General features: G+C 66.2%; 21 protein-coding genes. 12 read left to right on the top strand and 9 right to left on the bottom strand.

The features are described from left to right. Nucleotides 1-138: 138 nt before the first annotated feature. The 3 genes from A6723_RS00230 (at nucleotide 139) to A6723_RS00220 (ending at nucleotide 1919) form a co-directional block, all read left to right on the top strand. Nucleotides 139-1023: a Tim44 domain-containing protein gene (locus A6723_RS00230; protein WP_054910319.1), complete on the top strand. Its 885-nt coding sequence runs from the start codon at nucleotides 139-141 to the stop codon at nucleotides 1021-1023. Between the two features lie 178 nt (nucleotides 1024-1201). Continuing rightward, entirely contained in the window at nucleotides 1202-1603 is a 402-nt protein-coding gene (locus A6723_RS00225) for an SMI1/KNR4 family protein (protein WP_024766840.1), read from the top strand. 103 nt (nucleotides 1604-1706) lie between these two features. Further along, nucleotides 1707-1919: a YgdI/YgdR family lipoprotein gene (locus A6723_RS00220; protein ID WP_017521498.1), complete on the top strand. Its 213-nt coding sequence runs from the start codon at nucleotides 1707-1709 to the stop codon at nucleotides 1917-1919. 28 nt (nucleotides 1920-1947) lie between these two features. Here the strand turns inward: A6723_RS00220 and lepB are convergent, their stop codons facing one another. The 3 genes from lepB to A6723_RS00205 form a co-directional block, all read right to left on the bottom strand. Then, a complete protein-coding gene (lepB, locus tag A6723_RS00215) occupies nucleotides 1948-2511 on the bottom strand; it encodes a signal peptidase I (RefSeq protein WP_256234948.1) in 564 nt (187 codons plus the stop codon). A 119-nt stretch (nucleotides 2512-2630) separates the two neighbouring features. Further along, nucleotides 2631-3296: a GntR family transcriptional regulator gene (locus A6723_RS00210; RefSeq protein ID WP_024766839.1), complete on the bottom strand. Its 666-nt coding sequence runs from the start codon at nucleotides 3294-3296 to the stop codon at nucleotides 2631-2633. Between the two features lie 72 nt (nucleotides 3297-3368). Then, complete coding sequence (locus A6723_RS00205) at nucleotides 3369-4157, bottom strand: SDR family NAD(P)-dependent oxidoreductase (protein ID WP_054910321.1); 789 nt, start codon at nucleotides 4155-4157, stop codon at nucleotides 3369-3371. 127 nt (nucleotides 4158-4284) lie between these two features. Between A6723_RS00205 and A6723_RS00200 the strand changes: the two genes are divergently transcribed. The 6 genes from A6723_RS00200 to A6723_RS00175 all read left to right on the top strand — a co-directional run bounded on the left by A6723_RS00200 (nucleotide 4285) and on the right by A6723_RS00175 (nucleotide 11415). Beyond that, complete coding sequence (locus A6723_RS00200; protein WP_054910322.1) at nucleotides 4285-5679, top strand: aspartate aminotransferase family protein; 1395 nt, start codon at nucleotides 4285-4287, stop codon at nucleotides 5677-5679. A gap of 133 nt (nucleotides 5680-5812) precedes the next feature. Continuing rightward, nucleotides 5813-7180 (top strand): glutamine synthetase family protein, encoded by a 1368-nt coding sequence (locus tag A6723_RS00195; RefSeq protein ID WP_054910323.1) that lies wholly within the window; start codon nucleotides 5813-5815, stop codon nucleotides 7178-7180. Between the two features lie 294 nt (nucleotides 7181-7474). Continuing rightward, the gene (locus tag A6723_RS00190) at nucleotides 7475-8233 is read left to right on the top strand and encodes an SDR family NAD(P)-dependent oxidoreductase (protein ID WP_054910324.1); all 759 of its coding nucleotides are present in this window, start codon (nucleotides 7475-7477) and stop codon (nucleotides 8231-8233) included. Nucleotides 8234-8433: 200 nt separating this feature from the next. After that, nucleotides 8434-8913, top strand: coding sequence for an acyl-CoA thioesterase (locus A6723_RS00185; RefSeq protein WP_054910325.1), 480 nt, complete (start codon nucleotides 8434-8436; stop codon nucleotides 8911-8913). Between the two features lie 209 nt (nucleotides 8914-9122). Then, nucleotides 9123-10826, top strand: a complete 1704-nt coding sequence (gene ybaL, locus A6723_RS00180; protein ID WP_054910326.1) for a YbaL family putative K(+) efflux transporter — start codon at nucleotides 9123-9125, stop codon at nucleotides 10824-10826. 4 nt (nucleotides 10827-10830) lie between these two features. Next, nucleotides 10831-11415: a YqaA family protein gene (locus A6723_RS00175; protein ID WP_024766834.1), complete on the top strand. Its 585-nt coding sequence runs from the start codon at nucleotides 10831-10833 to the stop codon at nucleotides 11413-11415. 306 nt (nucleotides 11416-11721) lie between these two features. Here the strand turns inward: A6723_RS00175 and pdxY are convergent, their stop codons facing one another. Then, nucleotides 11722-12591, bottom strand: coding sequence for a pyridoxal kinase PdxY (pdxY, locus tag A6723_RS00170; protein ID WP_054910327.1), 870 nt, complete (start codon nucleotides 12589-12591; stop codon nucleotides 11722-11724). Nucleotides 12592-12738: 147 nt separating this feature from the next. On the opposite strand from pdxY, the gene A6723_RS00165 reads away from it, so the two are divergent. After that, nucleotides 12739-13203, top strand: coding sequence for a DUF3301 domain-containing protein (locus A6723_RS00165; protein WP_267918924.1), 465 nt, complete (start codon nucleotides 12739-12741; stop codon nucleotides 13201-13203). Here A6723_RS00165 and A6723_RS00160 read toward each other — a convergent pair. Continuing rightward, nucleotides 13200-13553, bottom strand: a complete 354-nt coding sequence (locus A6723_RS00160; protein WP_054910329.1) for a hypothetical protein — start codon at nucleotides 13551-13553, stop codon at nucleotides 13200-13202. The genes A6723_RS00165 and A6723_RS00160 overlap by 4 nt on opposite strands. Beyond that, a complete protein-coding gene (locus tag A6723_RS00155) occupies nucleotides 13550-14428 on the bottom strand; it encodes an alpha/beta fold hydrolase (RefSeq protein WP_024766831.1) in 879 nt (292 codons plus the stop codon). The genes A6723_RS00160 and A6723_RS00155 overlap by 4 nt, the downstream gene beginning before the upstream one ends. Before the next feature lie 103 nt (nucleotides 14429-14531). Between A6723_RS00155 and A6723_RS00150 the strand changes: the two genes are divergently transcribed. Then, nucleotides 14532-16295 carry an ATP-binding protein gene (locus A6723_RS00150; protein WP_037012776.1) on the top strand — a complete coding sequence of 588 codons (1764 nt, stop codon included), beginning with the start codon at nucleotides 14532-14534 and terminating at the stop codon, nucleotides 16293-16295. Continuing rightward, the gene (locus tag A6723_RS00145; protein WP_054910330.1) at nucleotides 16292-17626 is read left to right on the top strand and encodes a sigma-54 dependent transcriptional regulator; all 1335 of its coding nucleotides are present in this window, start codon (nucleotides 16292-16294) and stop codon (nucleotides 17624-17626) included. The genes A6723_RS00150 and A6723_RS00145 overlap by 4 nt, the downstream gene beginning before the upstream one ends. Here A6723_RS00145 and A6723_RS00140 read toward each other — a convergent pair. The 3 genes from A6723_RS00140 to A6723_RS00130 all read right to left on the bottom strand — a co-directional run bounded on the left by A6723_RS00140 (nucleotide 17608) and on the right by A6723_RS00130 (nucleotide 20276). After that, nucleotides 17608-18624 carry a hypothetical protein gene (locus A6723_RS00140; protein WP_054910331.1) on the bottom strand — a complete coding sequence of 339 codons (1017 nt, stop codon included), beginning with the start codon at nucleotides 18622-18624 and terminating at the stop codon, nucleotides 17608-17610. The two genes, A6723_RS00145 and A6723_RS00140, sit on opposite strands and share 19 nt — an antisense overlap. A gap of 65 nt (nucleotides 18625-18689) precedes the next feature. Then, nucleotides 18690-19694, bottom strand: a complete 1005-nt coding sequence (locus tag A6723_RS00135; RefSeq protein WP_054910332.1) for a hypothetical protein — start codon at nucleotides 19692-19694, stop codon at nucleotides 18690-18692. A gap of 387 nt (nucleotides 19695-20081) precedes the next feature. Further along, nucleotides 20082-20276, bottom strand: coding sequence for a hypothetical protein (locus A6723_RS00130; protein WP_024766827.1), 195 nt, complete (start codon nucleotides 20274-20276; stop codon nucleotides 20082-20084). Nucleotides 20277-20432: the final 156 nt, after the last annotated feature.

Here is a 20432-nt window from a genome sequence, read left to right as displayed (position 1 = left end):
TGGAAAGGGATTCAACCGCCCCCATATCAGGGGTCGGGCCCGGACAGGGCAACAGCACGAAACAAAATCCGGCTAGCCCTCACCGGCCCCGGCCTGCAACATGACGTGCGTCGTATACCAACCAAGAGAATGACAACGATGAAGCGCTTTCTCAGCCTTGCCATGGCCTTCTGTGTCGCCGTGACGCTCAGCCTCGACGTCAACGCCGCCAAACGTTTCGGTGGCGGCAAGAGCATGGGCTCTGCGCCGAGCCACCAGACCCGCCAGGCGCAACCCAACGCCGCGCCGAATTCCCCGACTGCCGCCGGCCCGGCCGCGACCGGTGCCGCCGCAGGCGCTGCCGGCGCCGCTGCCAAGAGCGGCGCTTCGCGCTGGCTCGGCCCGCTGGCCGGCCTCGCCGCCGGTGGCCTGCTCGCCTCCATGTTCATGGGCGACGGCTTCCAGGGCATGCAGTTCCTCGACATCCTGATCATCGCGCTGATCGCCTTCATCGCGTTCCGCTTCATCGCTTCGCGTCGCCGCCAGCAGCAGGGCCAGCAGCCCGCCATGGCCGGCGGCCACGCGCCGATGCAGCGTGAAATGCCGGCTGCTCCGCCGTCGATCTTCGGTGGCGCGTCCCGCCCGGTGATGGACAGCCGTCCGGTGATCAACGCCCCGAGCTGGTTCGATGAGACCCGTTTCATCGGCGCCGCCCGCGAGCACTTCATGTCCCTGCAGCAGCACTGGGACGCCAACGAGATGGACAAGATCGCCGAATTCGTCACCCCGCAGATGCTGCAGTTCCTCAAGCAGGAGCGCGCGGACCTGGGCGACAGCTACCAGTCCACCTACATCGACAACCTCGACGTGCAACTCGAGGGCGTGGACGACCAGGCCGACAAGACCATCGCCACCCTGACCTTCAGCGGCGTGTCGAAGTCCTCGCGCTTCGACCAGGGCGAACCCTTCAGCGAAAGCTGGCGCATGGAGCGCGCCCAGGGCGACAACCAGCCCTGGCTGGTGGCTGGCATCCGCCAGAACTGACCCTGCGCGTGAAGAAGAAGCCCGGCTATTGCCGGGCTTTTTCGTTTTTGCACATCGGCCACAGGCTTGCCCTGCCCACGCCGCTCGTCCGGACGGCGCCCGCGCAGTGGTCTTGCGCGGAGGGCCGGCTACTACTGTATAAAGCGCGCCATTCGTCGAATATAGAGAGGCCCCGTCTGTGGAAGATGTGATCGAGAAACTGCGTGAAGCGAACGAGCCGGTTCCGGTACCGCTGGAACTGCCCGACGAAGAACTGCTGGTGGAGATCGAGGAAGCACTACTGATCGGCATTCCGTCGGAATTCCGCGAATTCCTCCTGCTGGTCAGCGACGTCGTCTATGGCCGCCTGGAACCCGTCACGGCGACCGATCCACAGTCCCACACTTACCTGCCGGAAGTCGCGGCCGTGGCCTGGGCCAATGGCCTGCCGCGCGAGCTGATCCCGCTCTGCGCCGACGGTGACGACTACTACGCGGTCGCCGAGGACGGCGAGGTGATTCTCTGGGCCGACGGCGAGCTCACCGAGGAAACCTGGGACTCCGTCTGGACCTGGGCACGCGACGTATGGCTCGATACTTGAAGCCCCATGTCGGAATTTCCTGAAACTTCCATGGTCACACAGGCAACCCAGCGTACCTCCAGCCCTTGCTGCCCGGGCGGGTACGATGCCCCGTGGAGAAACTATGAAGTTGAAAGCCTTGTTCACCTGCCTGTTGCTGCTCGGCCTCGCCGGATGCGCCGACAAGGCCGTGGTGACGCTGCAGGACGGCAGCGAAATCCTGGTGAAGGATCACTCCGACTACGACAAATACAATGACTACTACGAGTTCGAGCAGTTGAACGGCGAGACGATCCTGATCAAGAAGGACAACGTCCGCTTCATCAAGACGCCGTGAAGAGCGCCAGTCGCGTCCTATCTGGCCTCTAGCGCAAAGGGCCGATCCGCGTGGAATCCTTCGCATACCAGACGTACGCAGCGCGACCGATCAGGTTGGCCCTGGGCACGTAGCCGAAGTAGCGGCTGTCCTGGGAGTTGTCGCGGTTGTCGCCGAGCATGAAGTACTGACCTTCGGGGACAACCTGCTCCTGCATCCGGCGCGAGTCCTCGCGCTGGTTCTGGCTCGCATCCAGGTAGGACTGGGTGACTTCCCGGCCATTCACGAACAGCTTCCCGCCGGTGATCCTCAGGCGATCGCCGGGGCGGCCGGCGATACGCTTGATGTAGATCTGCGCCGGATTGTCCGGCGGCCGGAACACCACGACCTCACCGTCGGCCGGCTCGCCAAAGGCATAAGTGGCCGCGTTGACCAGGATGTAATCGCCCGGCTGCAGACCCGGCGTCATTGACGACGACTTGATGGAAAAGGTCGAGCCACCCAGCAGTCGCAGGCGCGGGTCCTGGCTCGGCACGCCCAAGGGATTGAGGATGTAGAGGCCGCCCAGCAGGCATGCCGGGACAGCCATGTTCCGCCAGAAAGGAATGGTCACGGGCAAGCTCGAAATAGTGAAGTGGCTGCCGAATCTCGCGCGAGAGCGGCCGCATTCCTAGCGGACACATCCGATACACGGATACGCCCTTTCTGACGCTGCCCGCCGACCGTGAAATCTCAACGGGCCCCCAGCCTTCCCCCGCTTTCCAGCTCCAGCAGATTGAGCAGGTACTGGCCGCAGTAGCCCAGGTCCTGTTCGATGGCTTTGCGCGCGCCTGCGCCATCGCCACGCTCCAGCGCCTGCAGGGTGTCTTCGTGGAAGTCGTTGAGGCGCAGCGACAGGTCGGCCTCGGTGAACAGCCGGTTGAAGAACGGCCCCACCTGCAGCCACAGCGCCTCGATCATGCGCAGCAGCGTGGGGTTGCCACAGGCGCGGTAGAGCGTCAGGTGGAACAGGCTGTTGGCTTCCAGGTAGCCATGCACGTCACGGGCGTTCAGCGCGTTTTCCATGCGCTCGGTGCAATCACGCAGCACGGCCATGTCGGCGGGCCGCAGGTGCCGCGCCGCATCCTCCACCGCCAGCCCCTCCAGGGATTGCCGCACCTGCAGGATCTGCAGGTAGCGCTCGCGGGTCATCACCGGTACCCGTAGCGAGCGTTGCGGTTCGCCTTCCAGCGCGCCCTCTGCCACCAGGCGTTGCAGGGCGGCGCGGACCGGCATCGGGCTGGTTCCCCATTCGTCAGCCAGGTCGCGGATCTTGAGCCGCTCGCCAGGCTGGAAGCGCCCGCTCAAAAGGGCCTGGCGCAGGTTCTGGTAGAGCTGTTCCTGAAGGTTGTCGGCCATGGTTTCACTCCCGCCCGGCCGGCGGCGCCGGCAGTTGGGCGAAGGTCAGGCTGCAGTCGTGCTTCATCTCGCTTATCCCTTGTTTTCGATCAGACAGTTGCCGCCATCCACCACCAGCACTTCGCCGGTGATGTAGCTGGCCTCGGGCGAGGCGAGGAAGGCGATGGCGGCGGCCACCTCCTCCGGTCGCCCGGAACGACCCAGCGGCGTGCGCCGCCCGGCCTGGATTTCTTCTTCGCTGCTGGAGCCGGTGGCAATCCAGCCCGGCGCCACGCTGTTCACCGTCACCCCGCGCTGCGCCACTTCCAGCGCCAGCCCCATGCTCATGCCGAGCATTCCGGCCTTGGCCGCGCTGTAGGCCGACTCTCCCGGATTGCTGGCCCGCGTGCCGGTGGTGGAGCTGACGTTGACGATGCGTCCGTAGCCGCGCTCCAACATGCCCGGCAACAATGCGCGGGTGAGCAGGAAGGCGCTGGTCAGGTTGCGCGCCAGCGACAGGTTCCAGGTCGCGAGGTCCATCGCCGCCAGCTCGACGAAGGGTTCCGGGCTGCCCTGCATGGCCATGCCGGCGTTGTTCACCAGCACGTCTACCCTTCCCCATTGCGCCTGCGCCCATTCGGCCAGCCTGCGGACATCGCCTTCGTCCGTCAGATCGGCCGGTAGCGCGCGGACGTCGAAACCTTCGCCGCACAGTTCTTCCGCCCGCAGCAGGACGCGCTCGCTGCTGGCGGTGAGCAGCAACTTCACCCCATTGCGCGCCAGGCGGCGGGCACTGGCGAAACCGATGCCGGATTCGCTGCCGGCGCCGCTGACCAGGGCCACCTGGCCGACCCAGGGCGATACGTTCGTGACGTCATGCATGGATACGGCCCCATTCTGTGATCACAAAATTCGTTACAGGGCAGATTATCAGGCAGATGATTCGCTGTATTGACATTTTTGTGATCACAAATGGAAGATGTGCGAAATAACAAACGAGGTGTGCAACATGACCGCCAGCGGAATTGCCCAACAGGCCGTGGATCTCTTCACCGCCCGCGAGCGCCAGCGCTTCCTGGAACAGAACCCCAAGTCCGTCGCCCTCGCCGAGCGTGCGCACCAGTCGCTGTACGCCGGTGTGCCGATGCACTGGATGGCCGACTGGTCCACGCCCTGCCCGCTGTTCGTCGAACGCGCCCAGGGCGCCCGCTTCTACGACGTGGACGGCCATGACTACGTGGACTTCTGCCTCGGCGATACCGGCAGCATGTTCGGCCACTCGCCGGCGCCGATCGCCCGCGCCCTCGCCGAACAGGGCGCCCGTGGCCTGACCACCATGCTCCCCGGCGAAGACGCGGTGGTCTGCGGCGAGTTGCTCGCCGCGCGCTTCGGCCTGCCCTACTGGCAGGTAACCGCTACCGCCACCGACTCCAACCGCTACGTGCTGCGCTGGGCTCGCGCAGTGACCAAGCGCAAGACCCTGCTGGTGTTCGACGGCTGCTACCACGGCACCGTGGACGACGTGATGGTGCGTTACCGCGACGGCGAAACCGTGCACCGCTCCGGCCTGGTCGGCCAGGCCTACGACCTGACCCAGCACAGCCGTTCCATCCCCTTCAACGACGTCGAGGCGCTGGAAGCCGCGCTGGCCCAGGGCGACGTCTGCGCCCTGCTGTGCGAGCCGGCGATGACCAACATCGGCATGGTCCTGCCCGACCCGGGCTTCATGCAGAAGTGCCGCGAACTGACGCGCAAGTACGGTTCGCTGCTGATCATCGACGAAACCCACACCATCTCCACCAATATCGGCGGCTGCACCCAGCTGTGGAACCTCGACCCGGACTTCTTCGTGGTCGGCAAGCCGATCGCCGGCGGCGTGCCCTGCGGCATCTTCGGTTGCAGCGCGGAGATGGCCGACCGCATGGCCGCCTCGCGCCAGAGCGCCCAGGAAGACAGCCATGGCCACGGCCATAGCGGCATGGGCACCACGCTCTCGGCCAACGCCCTGGCCATGCACTGCATGCGTGCCAACCTGGAACAGGTGATGACCCAGGCGGCCTACGACCACATGCTGCCGCTGGCCAAGCGCCTGGCAGACGGCTTCCGCGCACTGATCGCCAAGCACGGCCTGAAGTGGTCGGTGACCGAGCTGGGCGCGCGCAGCGAATTCCAGTTCTGCCCCATCTCCCCGCGCACTGGCGCCGAAGCCGAAGCGGCGTTCCATGACGAACTGCAGATGGCCCTGCACCTGTACCTGATCAACCGCGGCATCCTGATCACGCCGTTCCACAACATGACCCTGTGCTGCCCGGACACCACCGCAGCGGACGTGGATCGCCTGATCGCGACGCTGGATGCCGGCATCACCGAGCTGCTGGCCATTCCCGGCGCGCGTGAGGCCTGATTGAAACTCCCCCTGTAGGAGCGAGCTTGCTCGCGAACCCGCCCCGCAGCGGATTTGCAAAAGAGCGTTCGCGAGCAAGCTCGCTCCTACGACAAGCATTCTGCGGCGCGCCCCGCGCCCACCGAGGACCACCATGCAATTCGCCGATCGAAAGGAAGCTGAAGCCTTCCTCGCCGCCCACCCGGACGTGCGCAGCATCGAACTCTTCATCATCGACTCCAACGGCATCCCGCGCGGCAAGCTGCTGCACCGCGACGAGCTGCTGGCGATCTACGACAACGGCCGCCCGCTGCCCAGCTCGATCCTCGCGCTGACCGTGCAGGGCGAAGACGTCGAAGGCACCGGGCTGGTCTGGGAAGTGGCCGACGCCGACTGCTGGACCTACCCGCTGCCCGGCAGCCTGACCCTGCAACCCTGGCGCAGCTCGCCCACCGGCCAGCTGCAGGTGAGCATGCACCCGACCCAGGGCCTGCCGGCCACCCCGGCCGATCCACGCCAGGCGTTGAGCCGCGTAGTCGACCGGCTGAAGGCCGACGGCTTCCACCCGGTGATGGCGGTGGAGCTGGAGTTCTACCTGCTGGACAAGCAGCGCGACGCCAACGGCCGCCCGCAGCCGGCGCTGCAAATGAACGGCATCCGTCCGGAAGCGCCGCAGGTCTATGGCGTCTACGAGCTGGAACAACTGCAGCCGTTCCTCGACGACCTCTACGACGCGTGTGAAGTGCAGGGCCTGCCGGTACGCACGGCGATTTCCGAATACGCCCCGGGCCAGGTCGAGCTGACCCTGGAACACCGCTTCGACGTCATGCAGGCCATCGACGAAGGCGTGCGCTACAAGCGCCTGGTGAAGGGCGTGGCGAACAAGCACGGGCTGCAGGCCTGCTTCATGGCCAAGCCGTTCGGCGACCGCGCCGGCTCCGGCATGCACCTGCACGTCAGCCTGGCGGATGCCGAGGGCAACAACCTCTACGCCAGCGAAGACATCCACGGCACCCCGCTGCTGCGCCACTCCATCGGCGGCATGATGGCGCGCCTGCTGGACTCCCTGGCGATCTTCTGCCCCAACGCCAACTCCTTCCGCCGCTTCCAGGCCAACAGCTATGCGCCGCTGGCCAAGAGCTGGGGCGTGAACAACCGCACCGTGTCGTTCCGCGTGCCTGGCGGCCCGGCGAAGAGCCGGCACATCGAGCACCGCATCTGCGGCGCCGACGCCAACCCCTATCTCGCGGCGGCGGCGATCCTCGCGGCGATCCATGAAGGCATCCGTGAGCAGATCGACCCGGGCGCGCCCATTGTCGGCAACGGCTACGAGCAGGCCACCGAATTCCTCCCCACTGACTGGCTCACCGCGCTGCGCGCGCTGGAGGCCTCCACCTGGGCCCGCGAGGCGCTAGGCAAGGAATTCCTCAAGGTGTTCCTGGCGATCAAGTGGGAAGAGTTCCGCCAGTTCATGGGCGAAGTCGGCGAGCAGGATTGGCGCTGGTATCTGCATCACGCCTGAACGACTGACCGAAACGGCGGATAACCGTGAACGGTTATTCGCCCTACGTAAGATGTCCCCTGGGCTCCCGTAGGGCGCATAACGCGAAGCGTTATCCGCCATTTTGCGCCCAACAATCAGCTCACCCGCTGACACGCGAAAGTCTTACGAAAAATTTACCCTGCCAGAGTGAAGATTCTGGTCTTTTCTTGGTCTGTAGTTGCACGGAGCGCCTGGCGCTCTGCGATCGATGCGGCGCCCGCCGGTCTGCCTGCCGGCCGCCGTCCTCTCTCAGGCAGGGAGAACCCGTAGACAATGAGCACTCCCGTCGTACTGATCACCGGCGCTGCCGGTGGCCTCGGAAAAGCCATCGCCAAACGTTTCGCCCAAAGCCACTGGCGCATCGCCGCCACCGATGTGGATAAAGCCGGCCTGCATGCGCTGAACGCGCAAGTACCGCTGGACGCCACCGCCGTCGGCGACCTGCGACGAGCGGACAACTGCCACAGCCTGATGTCCGACATCCTCGCCCGCACCGGCCGCCTCGACGCCCTGGTGAACGCCGCCGGCGTCTGGCGCGAAGGCCCGGTGGAGGACTTCAACGAGGACGACTTCGACCTGGTCATGGGGGTCAACCTCAAGGCAGCTTTCTACATGTGCCAGGCCGCCACGCCCTACCTCAAGGAAAACCACGGCAGCATCGTCAATATTTCCAGCGACTCCGGCCGCCAGGCTTATCGCGGTTCCGCTGCCTACTGTGCGAGCAAGGCGGCGCTGACCATGCTCACCCGCACGCTGGCCCTGGAACTCGCCGAATCCGGCGTGCGGGTCAACGCCATCTCGCCGGCCGACATCGCCACGCCGATGCTCGACTACCAGGCCGAACGCTACGGCCAGGGCAACCCGGCGGCCTACAAGCGCGAGCTGCTGAAGGATTATCCACAGGGCAAGGTGGCACGCTTCATCCGCCCGGAGGAAGTCGCCGAGCTGGTCTGGTACCTCTGCAAGCCGGAATCCGAAGCCATCACCGGTGCGGACCTGGCCATCGACTTCGGCCTCTCGGCCGGGCGCTGAAGCGCAGCGACGTGAACGGGCGGCCAGGGGTCGCCCGTTTTCGTTCAGGGCGTTGTTCGAACGGCAGATACACCCCTGGCGAATGGTCCACTGGCGCCGCTGGCCAATCAGGGATATAGAAAAAACTGTGTCGCCAGCCGCGCTCGGGTTGTCCAGAGTGAGGCCCTTTCCTTTTCCCCAGACAATTGCCCGAGAATTCCATGGAACCTGGCAACCACCAGCTCAGCATGACCGTCCTGATGACCCCCGACATGGCCAACTTCTCCGGCAATGTCCACGGTGGCACCCTGCTCAAGTACCTCGACGAGGTCGCCTACGCCTGCGCCAGCCGTTACGCCGGCTACTACGTAGTGACCCTGTCGGTGGACCAGGTGATCTTCCGCCAGCCGATCCACGTCGGCGAACTGGTCACCTTCCTCGCCTCGGTGAACTACACCGGCCGCACCTCCATGGAGATCGGCGTGAAAGTAGTGACCGAGAACATCCGCGAGAAGTCCGTGCGCCACACCAACAGCTGCTTCTTCACCATGGTGGCGCTGGACGACGAGCGCACGCCGATCGTCGTGCCGCAACTCGACCCGCAGACCAAGGACGAGAAACGTCGCTTCGCCCAGGCGCAACAGCGTCGGCAAATTCGCCAGGAACTGGAACAGCGCTACAAGGAGCTTCGCGACGAATGACGGACGTTCGCGACATTTCCTGAAAAGAAATCCCGCGTGTCGTGGAAATTTCCCAATGCGTCAACAGGTTACCCTTGCGTGAAAGCAAGGTAGGAATTCATTACTACGCCTAAACTTTTCACACGCGGGTTTGCCCCCGTGACCCACCGTCGAGCGGCCTGGTGCTGATACGCAGTCCGGCCGCTCCCTGAGTGCCCGGAGCCCAGACCATGCATCACACCCCGTTACTGACCACCCTCGCCGTCGGCTTCGTGCTGGCCTTCGTCCTCGGCGCCCTGGCCAACCGCCTGCGTATCTCGCCGCTGGTGGGCTACCTGCTCGCCGGCGTGCTGGCCGGGCCGTTCACCCCCGGCTACGTCGCCGACCAGGCGCTGTCCGTCGAGATCGCCGAACTGGGCGTGATCCTGCTGATGTTCGGCGTCGGCCTGCACTTCTCGCTCAAGGACCTGCTGTCGGTGAAAGCCATCGCCATCCCCGGTGCGGTGGTGCAGATCGGCGTGGCCACCCTGCTCGGCCTGGGCCTTGCGTGGATGATGGGCTGGAACTTCGGCGGCGGGCTGGTCTTCGGTCTGGCGCTGTCGGTGGCCAGTACCGTCGTGCTGCTGCGCGCACTGGAGCAGCGCCAGCTGATCGACACCAAGCGCGGGCGCATCGCCATCGGCTGGCTGATCGTCGAGGACCTGGCGATGGTCCTCACCCTGGTCCTGTTGCCGGCGCTGGCCGGCTCCCTGGGCGGCACCTCCGACGGTGGCGACGGCGGCCTGCTGATGCCGATCCTGCTGACCCTGGGCAAGGTCGCGGCCTTCGTCGCGGTGATGATCGTCGGCGGCCGCCGCTTCGTGCCCTGGGTGCTGGAGCGCGTCGCCAAGACCGGCTCGCGCGAGCTGTTCACCCTCGCTGTGCTGGCGATCGCGCTGGGCATCGCCTACGGCTCGGCGGTGATCTTCGGTGTGTCCTTCGCCCTGGGCGCGTTCTTTGCCGGGATGATCCTCAACGAGTCCGAGCTGAGCCACGAGGCCGCCGAGAACTCGCTGCCGCTGCGCGACGCCTTCGCCGTGCTGTTCTTCGTCTCGGTGGGCATGCTGTTCAACCCGGCGATTCTGATCCAGGAGCCGCTGCCGGTGCTGGCGACCTTCCTGGTCATCGTCTTCGGCAAGTCGGTGGCGGCCTACGTCATCGTGCGCATGTTCGGCCACCCCAACAGTACCGCGCTGACCATCGCCGCCAGCCTGGCGCAGATCGGCGAGTTCTCCTTCATCCTGGTTGGCCTGGGCGTCACCCTGAACCTGCTGCCCGAAGCCGGTCGCGACCTGGTGCTGGCCGGCGCGATCCTGTCGATCCTGGTCAACCCGCTGCTGTTCATCGCCATCGACCGCCTGCAGGCGCGCCAGGAGCAGAAGGCCGAGAGCGAGCCCGGCGTGGTCCAGGTGGAGCCCCAGGACCTGCCGCCGCCGGTGCTGGAGCACAACCACGCGATCCTCATCGGCCACGGCCGCGTCGGCGCGCTGGTGAGCGAGCGGCTGCGCAAGGACAAGGTGCCGGTGGTGGTCATCGAGGACAAGCGCGAGAAGGCCGCCGAACTGCGCGAGCACGGCCTCTGCGTGGTGGTGGGCAATGCCGCCAATCCCGATGTGCTGACCCAGGCCAACATCACTTCGGCGCGCTGGCTGCTGATCGCCATTCCCAACGGCTTCGAGGCCGGGACCATCGCCAGCCACGCGCGGGCGATCAACCCGAGCCTGGACATCATCGCCCGCGCCCACTTCGACGCCGAGGTGGATTACCTGGAGCAGAACGGCGCCAGCCTGGTGATCATGGGCGAGCGCGAGATCGCCCGCGGCATGGTCGAGCGGGTCGAACGCGAGGACGCCGCCGCGGCGCCGGGCGACGACCACCTGCCGCAGTCGGCCTGACGCCATGCTGCGCCGGCTGTACGACTGGACCATGCGCCTGGCGGGCCATCCGCGGGCGGAGCTGGCACTGGGCGGAGTGACCTTCGCCGAGAGTTCGTTCTTCCCCATCCCGCCGGACGCACTGCTGGTGCCAATGGTGCTGGCCAACCGCGCCAAGGCCTGGCGCTATGCGGCGATCTGCATCGTCAGCTCGGTGCTGGGCGGCATCGCCGGCTACTTCATCGGCCTGCTGCTGTTCGAAACGGTGGGCCAGGCGATCCTCGCCTTCTACGGGCTGCAGGAGAACTTCGCCGAGGTCGCCGAGCGCTACAACGAGCTCGGCTGGCTGATGGTGCTGCTGGGCGGCGGCTTCACCCCGCTGCCCTACAAGCTGATCACCCTCACCAGCGGGGTGACCCAGCTCGATCTGGTGCTGTTCATCGCCTTGAGCGTGGTGGCGCGTACCCTGCGTTTCGCGGCGACCTGCGCCCTGCTGTTCTGGGCCGGCCCGGCGCTGCGCGAGGCCATCGAGAAACGCCTGGGGCTGGCGTTCGGCCTGCTCACCGCGATGGTGGTGGGCGGCTTGCTGCTGGGCAAGTACATGCTCTGACCCGCTCTTCGTAGGAGCGAGCTTGCTCGCGAACGGAATCACCGGCAGTTCAGGCGCTGGGCGGTTCGCGAGCAATAACGATGGCGTCCCCCTCGCTCCTACAGGTCAGCCTCCGGCGCAAGGGCTTGCCCTCACCCCTGCCCTCTCCCACAGGGAGAGGGGGCCGTTCGGTGTTCTGTGGATATCTCAGAGTCAGCCGGCGAGCTTCGACATACCCACCCGCTCATGACAGTCCCCTCTCCCTCTGGGAGAGGGCTAGGGTGAGGGAACGCCCAGTGCAGGACTTCCCCAAGAACCCCGTACGGATCACCCCAGCTTCACCGCCTCGAACTTCACCCGCGGATGGGCAATGCGATCCTGGGCGCGCACCAGCTCCAGCTCGTAGCTGCCGCAGGCCTGGGTCTCCAGCAACACTTCGTGCACGGCGGCGGCGCAGAATTCGAAGGCTGTGCGCAGGTCATCGCCCAGCAGCAGGCGTGCGAGGAACAGCCCGGAAGTCAGGTCGCCCACGCCGACCGGCTGGCGCGGGAAGGCCAGCAGCGGGCGGCGCAGGTGCCAGGTCTCGTCGAGGGTCACCAGCAGCATCTCGAAGGCATCCGCCGGCTTGCCGGGGTAGTTCAGGTGCTTCACCAGGATCGCCTTCGGGCCGCGCACGAGGAGGCCACGGGCCATCGCCGCGCAGTCTTCCAGGGAGGTCGGCTGGCGGTCGCAGAAGCTGTCCAGCTCCAGCTGGTTCGGGCACAGGTAGTCAGCCACCGCGGCGGCCTCGTGGAGCAGGAACTCACCGACTTCCGGGGCGACGATGCAGCCCTTTTCCGGATGGCCCATCACCGGGTCGCACAGGTACACCGCACGCGGGTTCACCTCGCGGATACGGCGCACCACTTCGAGGATCGAACGGCCCTGCGCCGCACTGCCCAGGTAGCCCGACAGCACGGCATCGCAATTGCCCAGCTCGCCAATGGCAGCGATGCCGTCCACCAGTGCCGGAATCTGCTCCGGCGGCAGCACCTGGCCCGTCCAGTGGCCATACTGGGTATGGTTGGAGAACTGCACGGTGTTCAGCGGCCAGACGTTCACCCCGACGCGTCGCATGGGGAACTCGGCGGCGCTGTTGCCAGCGTGGCCGAAAACGACGTGGGACTGGATGGCGAGAACGTGGGGAGTGCGCGACATAACGGTGTCCTGCTACAGAATGGGGCAGTATGGGGCGCAATTCACACGCTGTGAACATCCCCCTCTCGCCGCCCGGCGGCGGAGTGAGTAAGCTGATGCGCCGATTCCGAGGAAGCCGAAGTGGACCTGGGCAATCTTTTCATTTTCATGCTGGTTGTCGCGGGCGCCGCCTGGTGGTGGCGCGCCCATGGCATCCGCGAGCGTGCGCTGGCCCTGGCCAAGCAGCACTGCGCGCGCGAGGGCGTGGAACTGCTCGATGACGCCATGGCCCTGCAGCGCTTCCGCTTCCAGCGCGACGGCCGGGGCAACCTGCGCCTGGCCCGCGAATACGCCTTCGAGTTCACCGCCACCGGCCAGGAACGCTACGCCGGCACTATCGCCATGTTCGGCCAGCACCTGGGCCGCGTCGAGCTGGCGCCGTTCCGCATGGAGCCCGAGCCGCGCATGCCGGTCTCGCCGGTCGCCACCTTCCATCCCGCCGCCCAGCCGGTGGACGAAGAGATAGTCGACGCGGTCTTCGACGATACCCCTGCACCGCCGCGCGCCAAGGCAGAAGTGGTGCGCCTGGACGAATGGCGCCGCGCGCACCAGGGCAAGAAGGTCGGCGACTAGAGCTGCGCGCGGATCTTCCGCCAGTCCTCTTCCACCGCCGCCGTCATGGCCTTGCGCAGCAGCCGGCAGCGCCCGCGATGCCAGAGTGAATAGCGCCGCTTCTGGTTGCGCCGGCAGCCCTCGAACAGCCAGTCGGGATCGAAGCCGTCCCACACCCCCGCCGTCACCCAGCTATTGCTCCAGACCACCGGCGCCACTTCCAGGCGATAAATCGCCTCCAGTTCTTCCGGCAGGTAGCCGCTGATTGCCAGGGTCCGAGCGATGGCGGCCCGGCCGCTGTCGTCCAGCTCGGTGTCCAGCCACAGCTCGGACAGCGCCAGCCAGACGGATTCGCGGGCCGGGTCGTTCATTCGTGGCCCAGCAGGAAGCGCGACACTCGCTCGGCGCTGTCTTCGGGAAACTCCTGCATGAAGCAGTGGCCACCGTCGACGCACTGGCCACTCACCACCGTGTTCGAAGCGCACCAGCGTGCCACCGACTTGGGCACGAACGGGTAGGTGCGCTCGCCGAACAACACCTGGGTCGGCGTCACCACCTTGCCCAGCGACGGCCACAGGCGCTTGGGGAAGGAACTGAAGATTTCCGCCTCGCGGCTGGGCCGGCATTTCAGTTCGACACCTGCTTCGGTGCGCTTCATCGCGTTCTCCACGTAGGCCCGGAGCGCAGCATCGGTCCAGCCCTTGAAGATGCCGCGGCCGTGCAGGCCGGCGTAGGCCGCCTCGCGGTCCGGCCACTGGCTGCGCCGCGAGCGCGCCTTCTGCACCATGGTGCGGCGCTTGTGCAGGCCGAGTACCTCGGAGAGCGCCATCACGCCGATCATTGCCGGGGTAAAGAGCACCGGGTCGAGCAGCACCGCGCGGCGGAATAGCTCGGGATGCCGGCCGAGGATCAGGCTGGTGAGCACGCCGCCAAAGCTGTGCCCGGCGGCGTAGTGCGGCACGTCGCCAAAGGCTTTGTTGCCGGCCTGGAAGGCCTCCACCGCCATCTCGGCATTGCGGTTCCAGCCATGGAAACGCCCGCCGTGGTCACTGTCGCCGTGGCCCTGGACGTCGCACAGCCAGAGGTCGAAATCCTCCGCCAGGACTTTCAGCATCGGCTCGTAAGCACGCCCACAGAAGCCATTGCCATGCAGGAAGTGCAGCAGCGGCTTGCCACTGGGCTCGCTGCGCCAGCCGCGCAGGGTGAAACCGGCGGACCCTTCGTGGGTCCAGGACGACAACTGCATCGAAGCTCTCCATCGGGATGCGGCAGTTTAGCGAGGCAGCGGGGCGCCGGACCAGCGCGCGGTCATGCTATTGTCGCCGACCCTTGGTCGAACACCGTCGAACATGTCGCCTACCCGCCCTCTTCGCCTGCTGCTGATCTGCCTGCTCCTGCTGGCCGGGCTGGTGCTGTCGGTGTTCTGGGCGGGCGAGAAGGCGCGGCACCGCGCGCTGCTCGCCGAGGCGGAAACCGCCCACGAGCAGTTGGGCCTCTACGCCAGTTCCCTGCATACCCTGATCGAGCGCTTCCGCAGCATTCCCTCCGTGCTGGCGCTGGACCCGGAACTGCGCGCGGCCATGCGCGGCCCGCTGACGGACGAAGTGCAGCACCGGCTCAACCTCAAGCTGCAGGAAATCAACGGCGCGGCACGCTCATCGACGCTGGAGCTGCTGGACCGCAGCGGCCTCGCCGTGGCCGCCAGCAACTGGAACCTGCCGACCAGCTACGTCGGCCACAACTACAGCTTTCGTCCGTACTTTCGCCAGACCATCGCCCAGGGCGCCGGGCGCTTCTACGCGGTCGGCGTGACCACCGGCATTCCTGGTTACTTCCTGTCCAACGCACTGCGTGACGACGCGGGCACCTTCCTCGGCGCCATCGTGGTCAAGCTGGAGTTTCCCGACCTCGAACGGCAGTGGAGCCAGACCCCGGACGTGGTGCTGGTGAGCGACAGCAAGGGCGTGGTGTTCCTCGCCAATCACCCCCGCTGGCGCTACCGCGAGCTGATGCCGCTGGACGCGGTGGCCCGCGCGGAACTGGCCGATACCCGCCAGTACCACAGGCAGCCGCTCAGCGCGTTGCCGCACCGGACGCTGGAAAGCCTTGGCGAGCATGCGCGCATGGTGCGTGTCGACGGCCAGGAAATCAGCGGCGACTACCTCTGGCAATCGGTCGGCCTGCCGGAAGAAGACTGGACCCTGCACCTGCTGCGCGACACCCGCGGCGTGCAGTCGGACGTCACCAGCGCCCGCCTGGCCGCCGCCGGTGCGTGGATGGCACTGGTATTCCTCGTCCTCTGGCTGCAGCAGCGACGGCGCCTGGCCCGCCTGCGCCAGCGCAACCAGGAAGAACTGGAGCGCCTGGTCGAGCAGCGCACCGCCGCCCTACGCACTGCCCAGGACGGCCTGGTGCAAGCGGCCAAGCTGGCGGCGCTGGGGCAGATGTCCGCCGCGCTGGCCCACGAAATCAACCAGCCGCTCACCGCCCAGCGCATGCAACTGGCCAGCGTGCGCCTGCTGCTGGACGCCGGCCGCCAGGATGACGCCCGCGCCGCGCTGGTGCGCGTGGACGAACTGCTTGAGCGCATGGCCGCGCTCACCGGGCACCTGAAGACTTTCGCCCGCAAGACACCCGGCGGCCTGCGCGAACGCATCGAGCTGGGCCACGTGGTCGAGCAGGCGCTGCAACTGCTGGCCGTGCGCATCCGTACCGAAGGCGTGGACATCCGCCAGGCGCTGGAGTCACCGGCCTGGGTGCTGGGCGACGCGATCCGCCTGGAGCAGGTGCTGGTCAACCTGATCCGCAACGCCCTGGACGCAGTGGCCAACAGCGCCCAGCCACGCATCGAACTGACCCTGCGCCGCGACGGCGAGCACTGGTGCCTGGAAGTCGCCGACAACGGACCGGGCATCGATGAGGCGCACCTGGCCAGCGTCTTCGACCCCTTCTTCACCACCAAGCCGGTGGGCGAAGGACTGGGCCTGGGGCTGGCGGTATCCTACGGCATCGTCCACGAACTCGGCGGGCGCCTCGGCGCCGCCAACCAGCCCTCCGGCGGCGCCGTATTCCGGCTCAGCCTGCCGGCCGCCAGCGAAGAATCCAGACCATGAGCGAGACCATTCTCTTCGTCGACGACGAAGCCGCCATCCGCGACGCCGTGCAGCAATGGCTGCAACTCTCCGGTTTCGAAGTGCGCCTGTGCAGCAGCGCCGACGAGTGCCTGAAAAGCGTCGCCCGCGAGCTGCCCGGCGTGGTCATCAGCGATGTACGCATGCCCGGCACCGACGGCCTGGCCCTGCTCGACCGCCTGCAGCAGCTCGACCGCGACCTGCCGGTGATCATGGTCACCGGCCACGGCGACGTGCCCATGGCGGTGCAGGCGATGCGCCAGGGCGCCTACGACTTCATCGAGAAACCCTTCACCCCCGAACGCCTGCTCGACAGCCTGCGCCGCGCCCTGGAGAAACGCCGGCTGGTGCAGGAGAACCGCCAGCTGCGCGAACAGGCGGCACTCAAGGACCAGATCGAATCGCGCCTGCTGGGCGTCTCGCGACCGATGGAAACCCTGCGCCGGCAGATCATGGCGCTGGCCGGTACGCCGGTGAACGTGCTGATCCGTGGCGACACCGGTAGCGGCAAGGAGCTGGTCGCGCGTTGCCTGCACGACTTCGGCCCGCGCGCCGGCAAGCCCTTCGTCGCGCTGAACTGCGCGGCGATTCCCGAGCAGTTGTTCGAGACCGAACTGTTCGGCCACGAAAGCGGCGCCTTCACCGGCGCCCAGAGCAAGCGCATCGGCAAGCTGGAGCATTCCAACGGCGGCAGCCTGTTTCTCGACGAGATCGAAAGCATGCCGCTGGCCCAGCAGGTGAAGCTGCTGCGCGTGCTGCAGGAACAGCAGCTGGAACGCCTGGGTTCGAACCAGAGCATCAAGGTAGACCTGCGGGTGATCGCCGCCACCAAGCCGGACCTGCTGGAAGAGGCCCGCGCCGGGCGCTTCCGCGAGGACCTCGTCTATCGCCTGAACGTCGCCGAGCTGCGCCTGCCGCCCCTGCGCGAACGCCGCGAGGACATCCCGCTGCTGTTCGAGCACTACGCGCTGCTGGCCAGCGAGAAGTTCGGCCGCGAAGCTGCGCCGCTTTCGGCAACCCAACTGGCCCGCCTGCTCGCCCACGACTGGCCGGGCAACGTCCGCGAACTAGCCAACGCCGCCGAGCGCCACGTGCTCGGCCTGGACCGCGCCGAGCTGCCGGAAGCGCCCGCCGGCAACGGCCTGTTCGAGCGCATGGAAGCCTACGAGGCGCAGTGCATCCGCCAGGCGCTGGGCCAGTGCAAGGGCGACATCAAGGCGGTGATGGAACTGCTCGGCCTGCCGCGCCGCACCCTCAACGAGAAGATGCAGCGCCACGGGCTGAGCCGTGGGGACTACCTGGGCGAGGACTGAGCCGGCAACGGCTCGGACTTCGTGCGCCGGGTCAACCAGAGGGCGCCTATGCAAGCCCAATGAACCAGCAGAAGCAACGGCCCGAGGATCGCGATTGACGCGACGAGGGGCAGACCGCTGGAAGCCTGCAGACGCATCACGGCTTCATGGAAAAAGACGTAGCCCAGCAGACCAAACATGGCGGTGATGCAAACCCAGCCGAAGAAAGTGCTTACGGCTGCGAGCAGAATTCGGCCCGTAGAATATCGGGGCAGCCATGGCGGAAGCTTCAGATAGACGCACGCCAGCACCACCGTGGCAGGAACCAGCCAGGACAGAATTTCCACCGCCAGCGCCCACTGCCCCACCTTGTTGAGCAGAAATACCCGCACCACACCCGACAGCGGCTTCGCGGCGAGTGCAGAAAAGCCCAGCGCTACACCCAATGCAACGTGCACCCGCGGAATCGGCAACGGCTCTGTCAGATGCTGGCGCGCACAACGCGACCGGATGGCCGCCAGCAGGATCCACAGAGGAACAAGGCAGAGCAGCAGGTGCGCCAACGTGCCGACAATCAGTACGGCCGGGATGACGAACATCGAGAAGTCACTGAGCTCGTTCAGCAGACGGGCGATCCCCTGGATCTTGCCCAGGAGGAATGCGCGGTACAACTCCATCGCAAGCGCCTGCAAGACCGCAAAGACCACTGCCAGTGTCACGAGGGGCATGAATTTTCGAATCCGATGGCGCTCGCGCTGTGCCTGCATGAACAGCACGACCACCGCTGCGCTGGCCACCAGCGAAGACAGCCAGGGCCCAAGCAAATCCGGTGCATCCGACAACAGCCGCATTATTGGGGCGCCTTCGCTCCAGCGTCGCAGTGTATCCAACAGCATGGCGCCCATGCCGACGAGAAACATCGCTGCCACCACGAGATATGGCTGCCAGAGCGCTGGCACGGAGGCCTCCGCCTCTTCCCCCAGTTCGGCCAGGGGGGTACTGAATGGGCTTTCCTGCACTTGTCGGGATCCTGAAAGTTTGCTGCTGATGACTATTGTGCCGGGCATCAGCAATCGACAGAGGGCTACCGGGGCGCGGCAGCCGCCATCTGCTCGGCGAAGAACCAGCCGGTACACCAGCGCGCCAGCGGCCAGAGCAGTGCGAGCAGCAGGATCGCTGGAGGCAGCAGGTAGAGCGGCAGGTTGCTGGAGTTGAGCGAGCTGTAGGCGGCGAAGGCCACTAGGACCGACGCCAGCACGATAGCGACCATCCACAACGCCAGCAGCACCAGCGCGCAGGCCAGCACGCGGCCAGCGGCGAAGCGCGAGAGCCGGGCGGGCAGGCGAGTCCGCACGGCCGTCATGACGATGACGAAAGGCAGTACGCAGCTCGACAGCATGAATACTGACTGCCAGCCGTCAGCGCCGCTGTACAGGTAGAGCACCCCGTAGCCGAGTGCCGTGACCAGCTTGTAGATCACCGCGGTGAAGCACAGCGCAACCGCCAGTGCCACATGCCAGGAAGGCAGCGCGGCGGCCTGGCCCGGTGCCATCGGCTCACAGCGCGAGCGCGCCAGGTGCAGGACCAGCCAGAGCGGCAGGAGGCAGCCAAGGACCAGGTTGATCAGCGAATTGACCTGGCCATACAGGGCTATCCAGAGGGTCCGGGAGCCCTGCTCGAACGCCCACTGGTAGAAGGACACGCTCAGGTAGGACACGGCGGTGCTGACGACCATGGTCGCGATCAGATAGGCCACGCCGAAGCCTACCAACAGTCCGGCCAGCGGCTGGAAGCGTGCGATACCGTGGCGCTCGCGCTGGTAATGCACCAGCAGCAGGACCGCTGCGGCATAGAACACCAGCCCACCCAGCCAGTTCGCCAGCATGGTCGGCAAGTACTGCGGCAGGCGTTCGCGGTAGCTGCCCAGGTTGAGTATCCACTGCACGGCATTGCTGCCGAAGAACACCACGGCCGCGGCCACGATCATGGCGGCGACGAACTGCAGGGGCTCGCGGCCGACCGGCGCCACAGCATCGAGCGGCGCGGTGAGCGGTGCCTGGGGTGTCGCAAAGGGATTGTCACTGGTCATCTCGGCATCCTTGTCGAATCCGGCCTGCGGCGCGGAGTGTGCCCAGCCTACCAGCCCGCCGGCGCTTTTCCACAGCGCATAAAAAAAGGCCGCTGACAGCAGCGGCCTTGAGACGGACGTCGATCTGGAGCAATCAAGAATCGGCGTCGGGAAGCTTGCCGGCGGTGAGGCCGGTAACAGCGCTGCTCGAAAGCCGCGCTGTTGGGTCAAGTATATTGACCGATCAGACAGGAATACAGATCACTGGCGGCGAAAGACTGTTACAGCATCTGTAACAGTCGCCTTCCGGTGGCGGAAACGCAGGCAAAAAAACGCCGCATATCGTATGCGGCGCAAGGTGTTGAGAAGCCCGGCTCACGCTCCGGACTTCCCGGGGGAAGCGGCCGATCAGGAATCGGCGTTGCTGCTGGCAGCGGCCTTGGCAGTCTGCTCGGCGGACTGGGCCTGCTGCTGGGCGATCACTGCTTCGTTGGCCTTGACCATCTTGTCGGTCATCAGGCGCGATTCTTCGGCGAAGCTCAGCTGAGTGAAGGACAGCGAGCAGACGGACAGCAGGGCAGCAACATAAAGCGAACGGGACATGACGGTGATCCTTTCTGAACACCCGATTGGTCGGGGTTGAAGAAAGGTTACGGCGCAACAGTGAGTAGAAAAATAGCTAGCTAACCAACAAAGCATTGCCTAAAAAGCAACAATCCGCGGCGATCATCCGAGAACGTTGATATAGAGCGGCTGCGA

The sequence above is a fragment of the Pseudomonas sp. AU11447 genome (assembly GCF_001672555.2).
GTDB classification, from domain to species: Bacteria; Pseudomonadota; Gammaproteobacteria; order Pseudomonadales; family Pseudomonadaceae; genus Pseudomonas; species Pseudomonas nitroreducens.
Note: the sequence above shows the minus strand (reverse complement) of the source record. Positions and strands in the feature narration are given on the sequence as shown.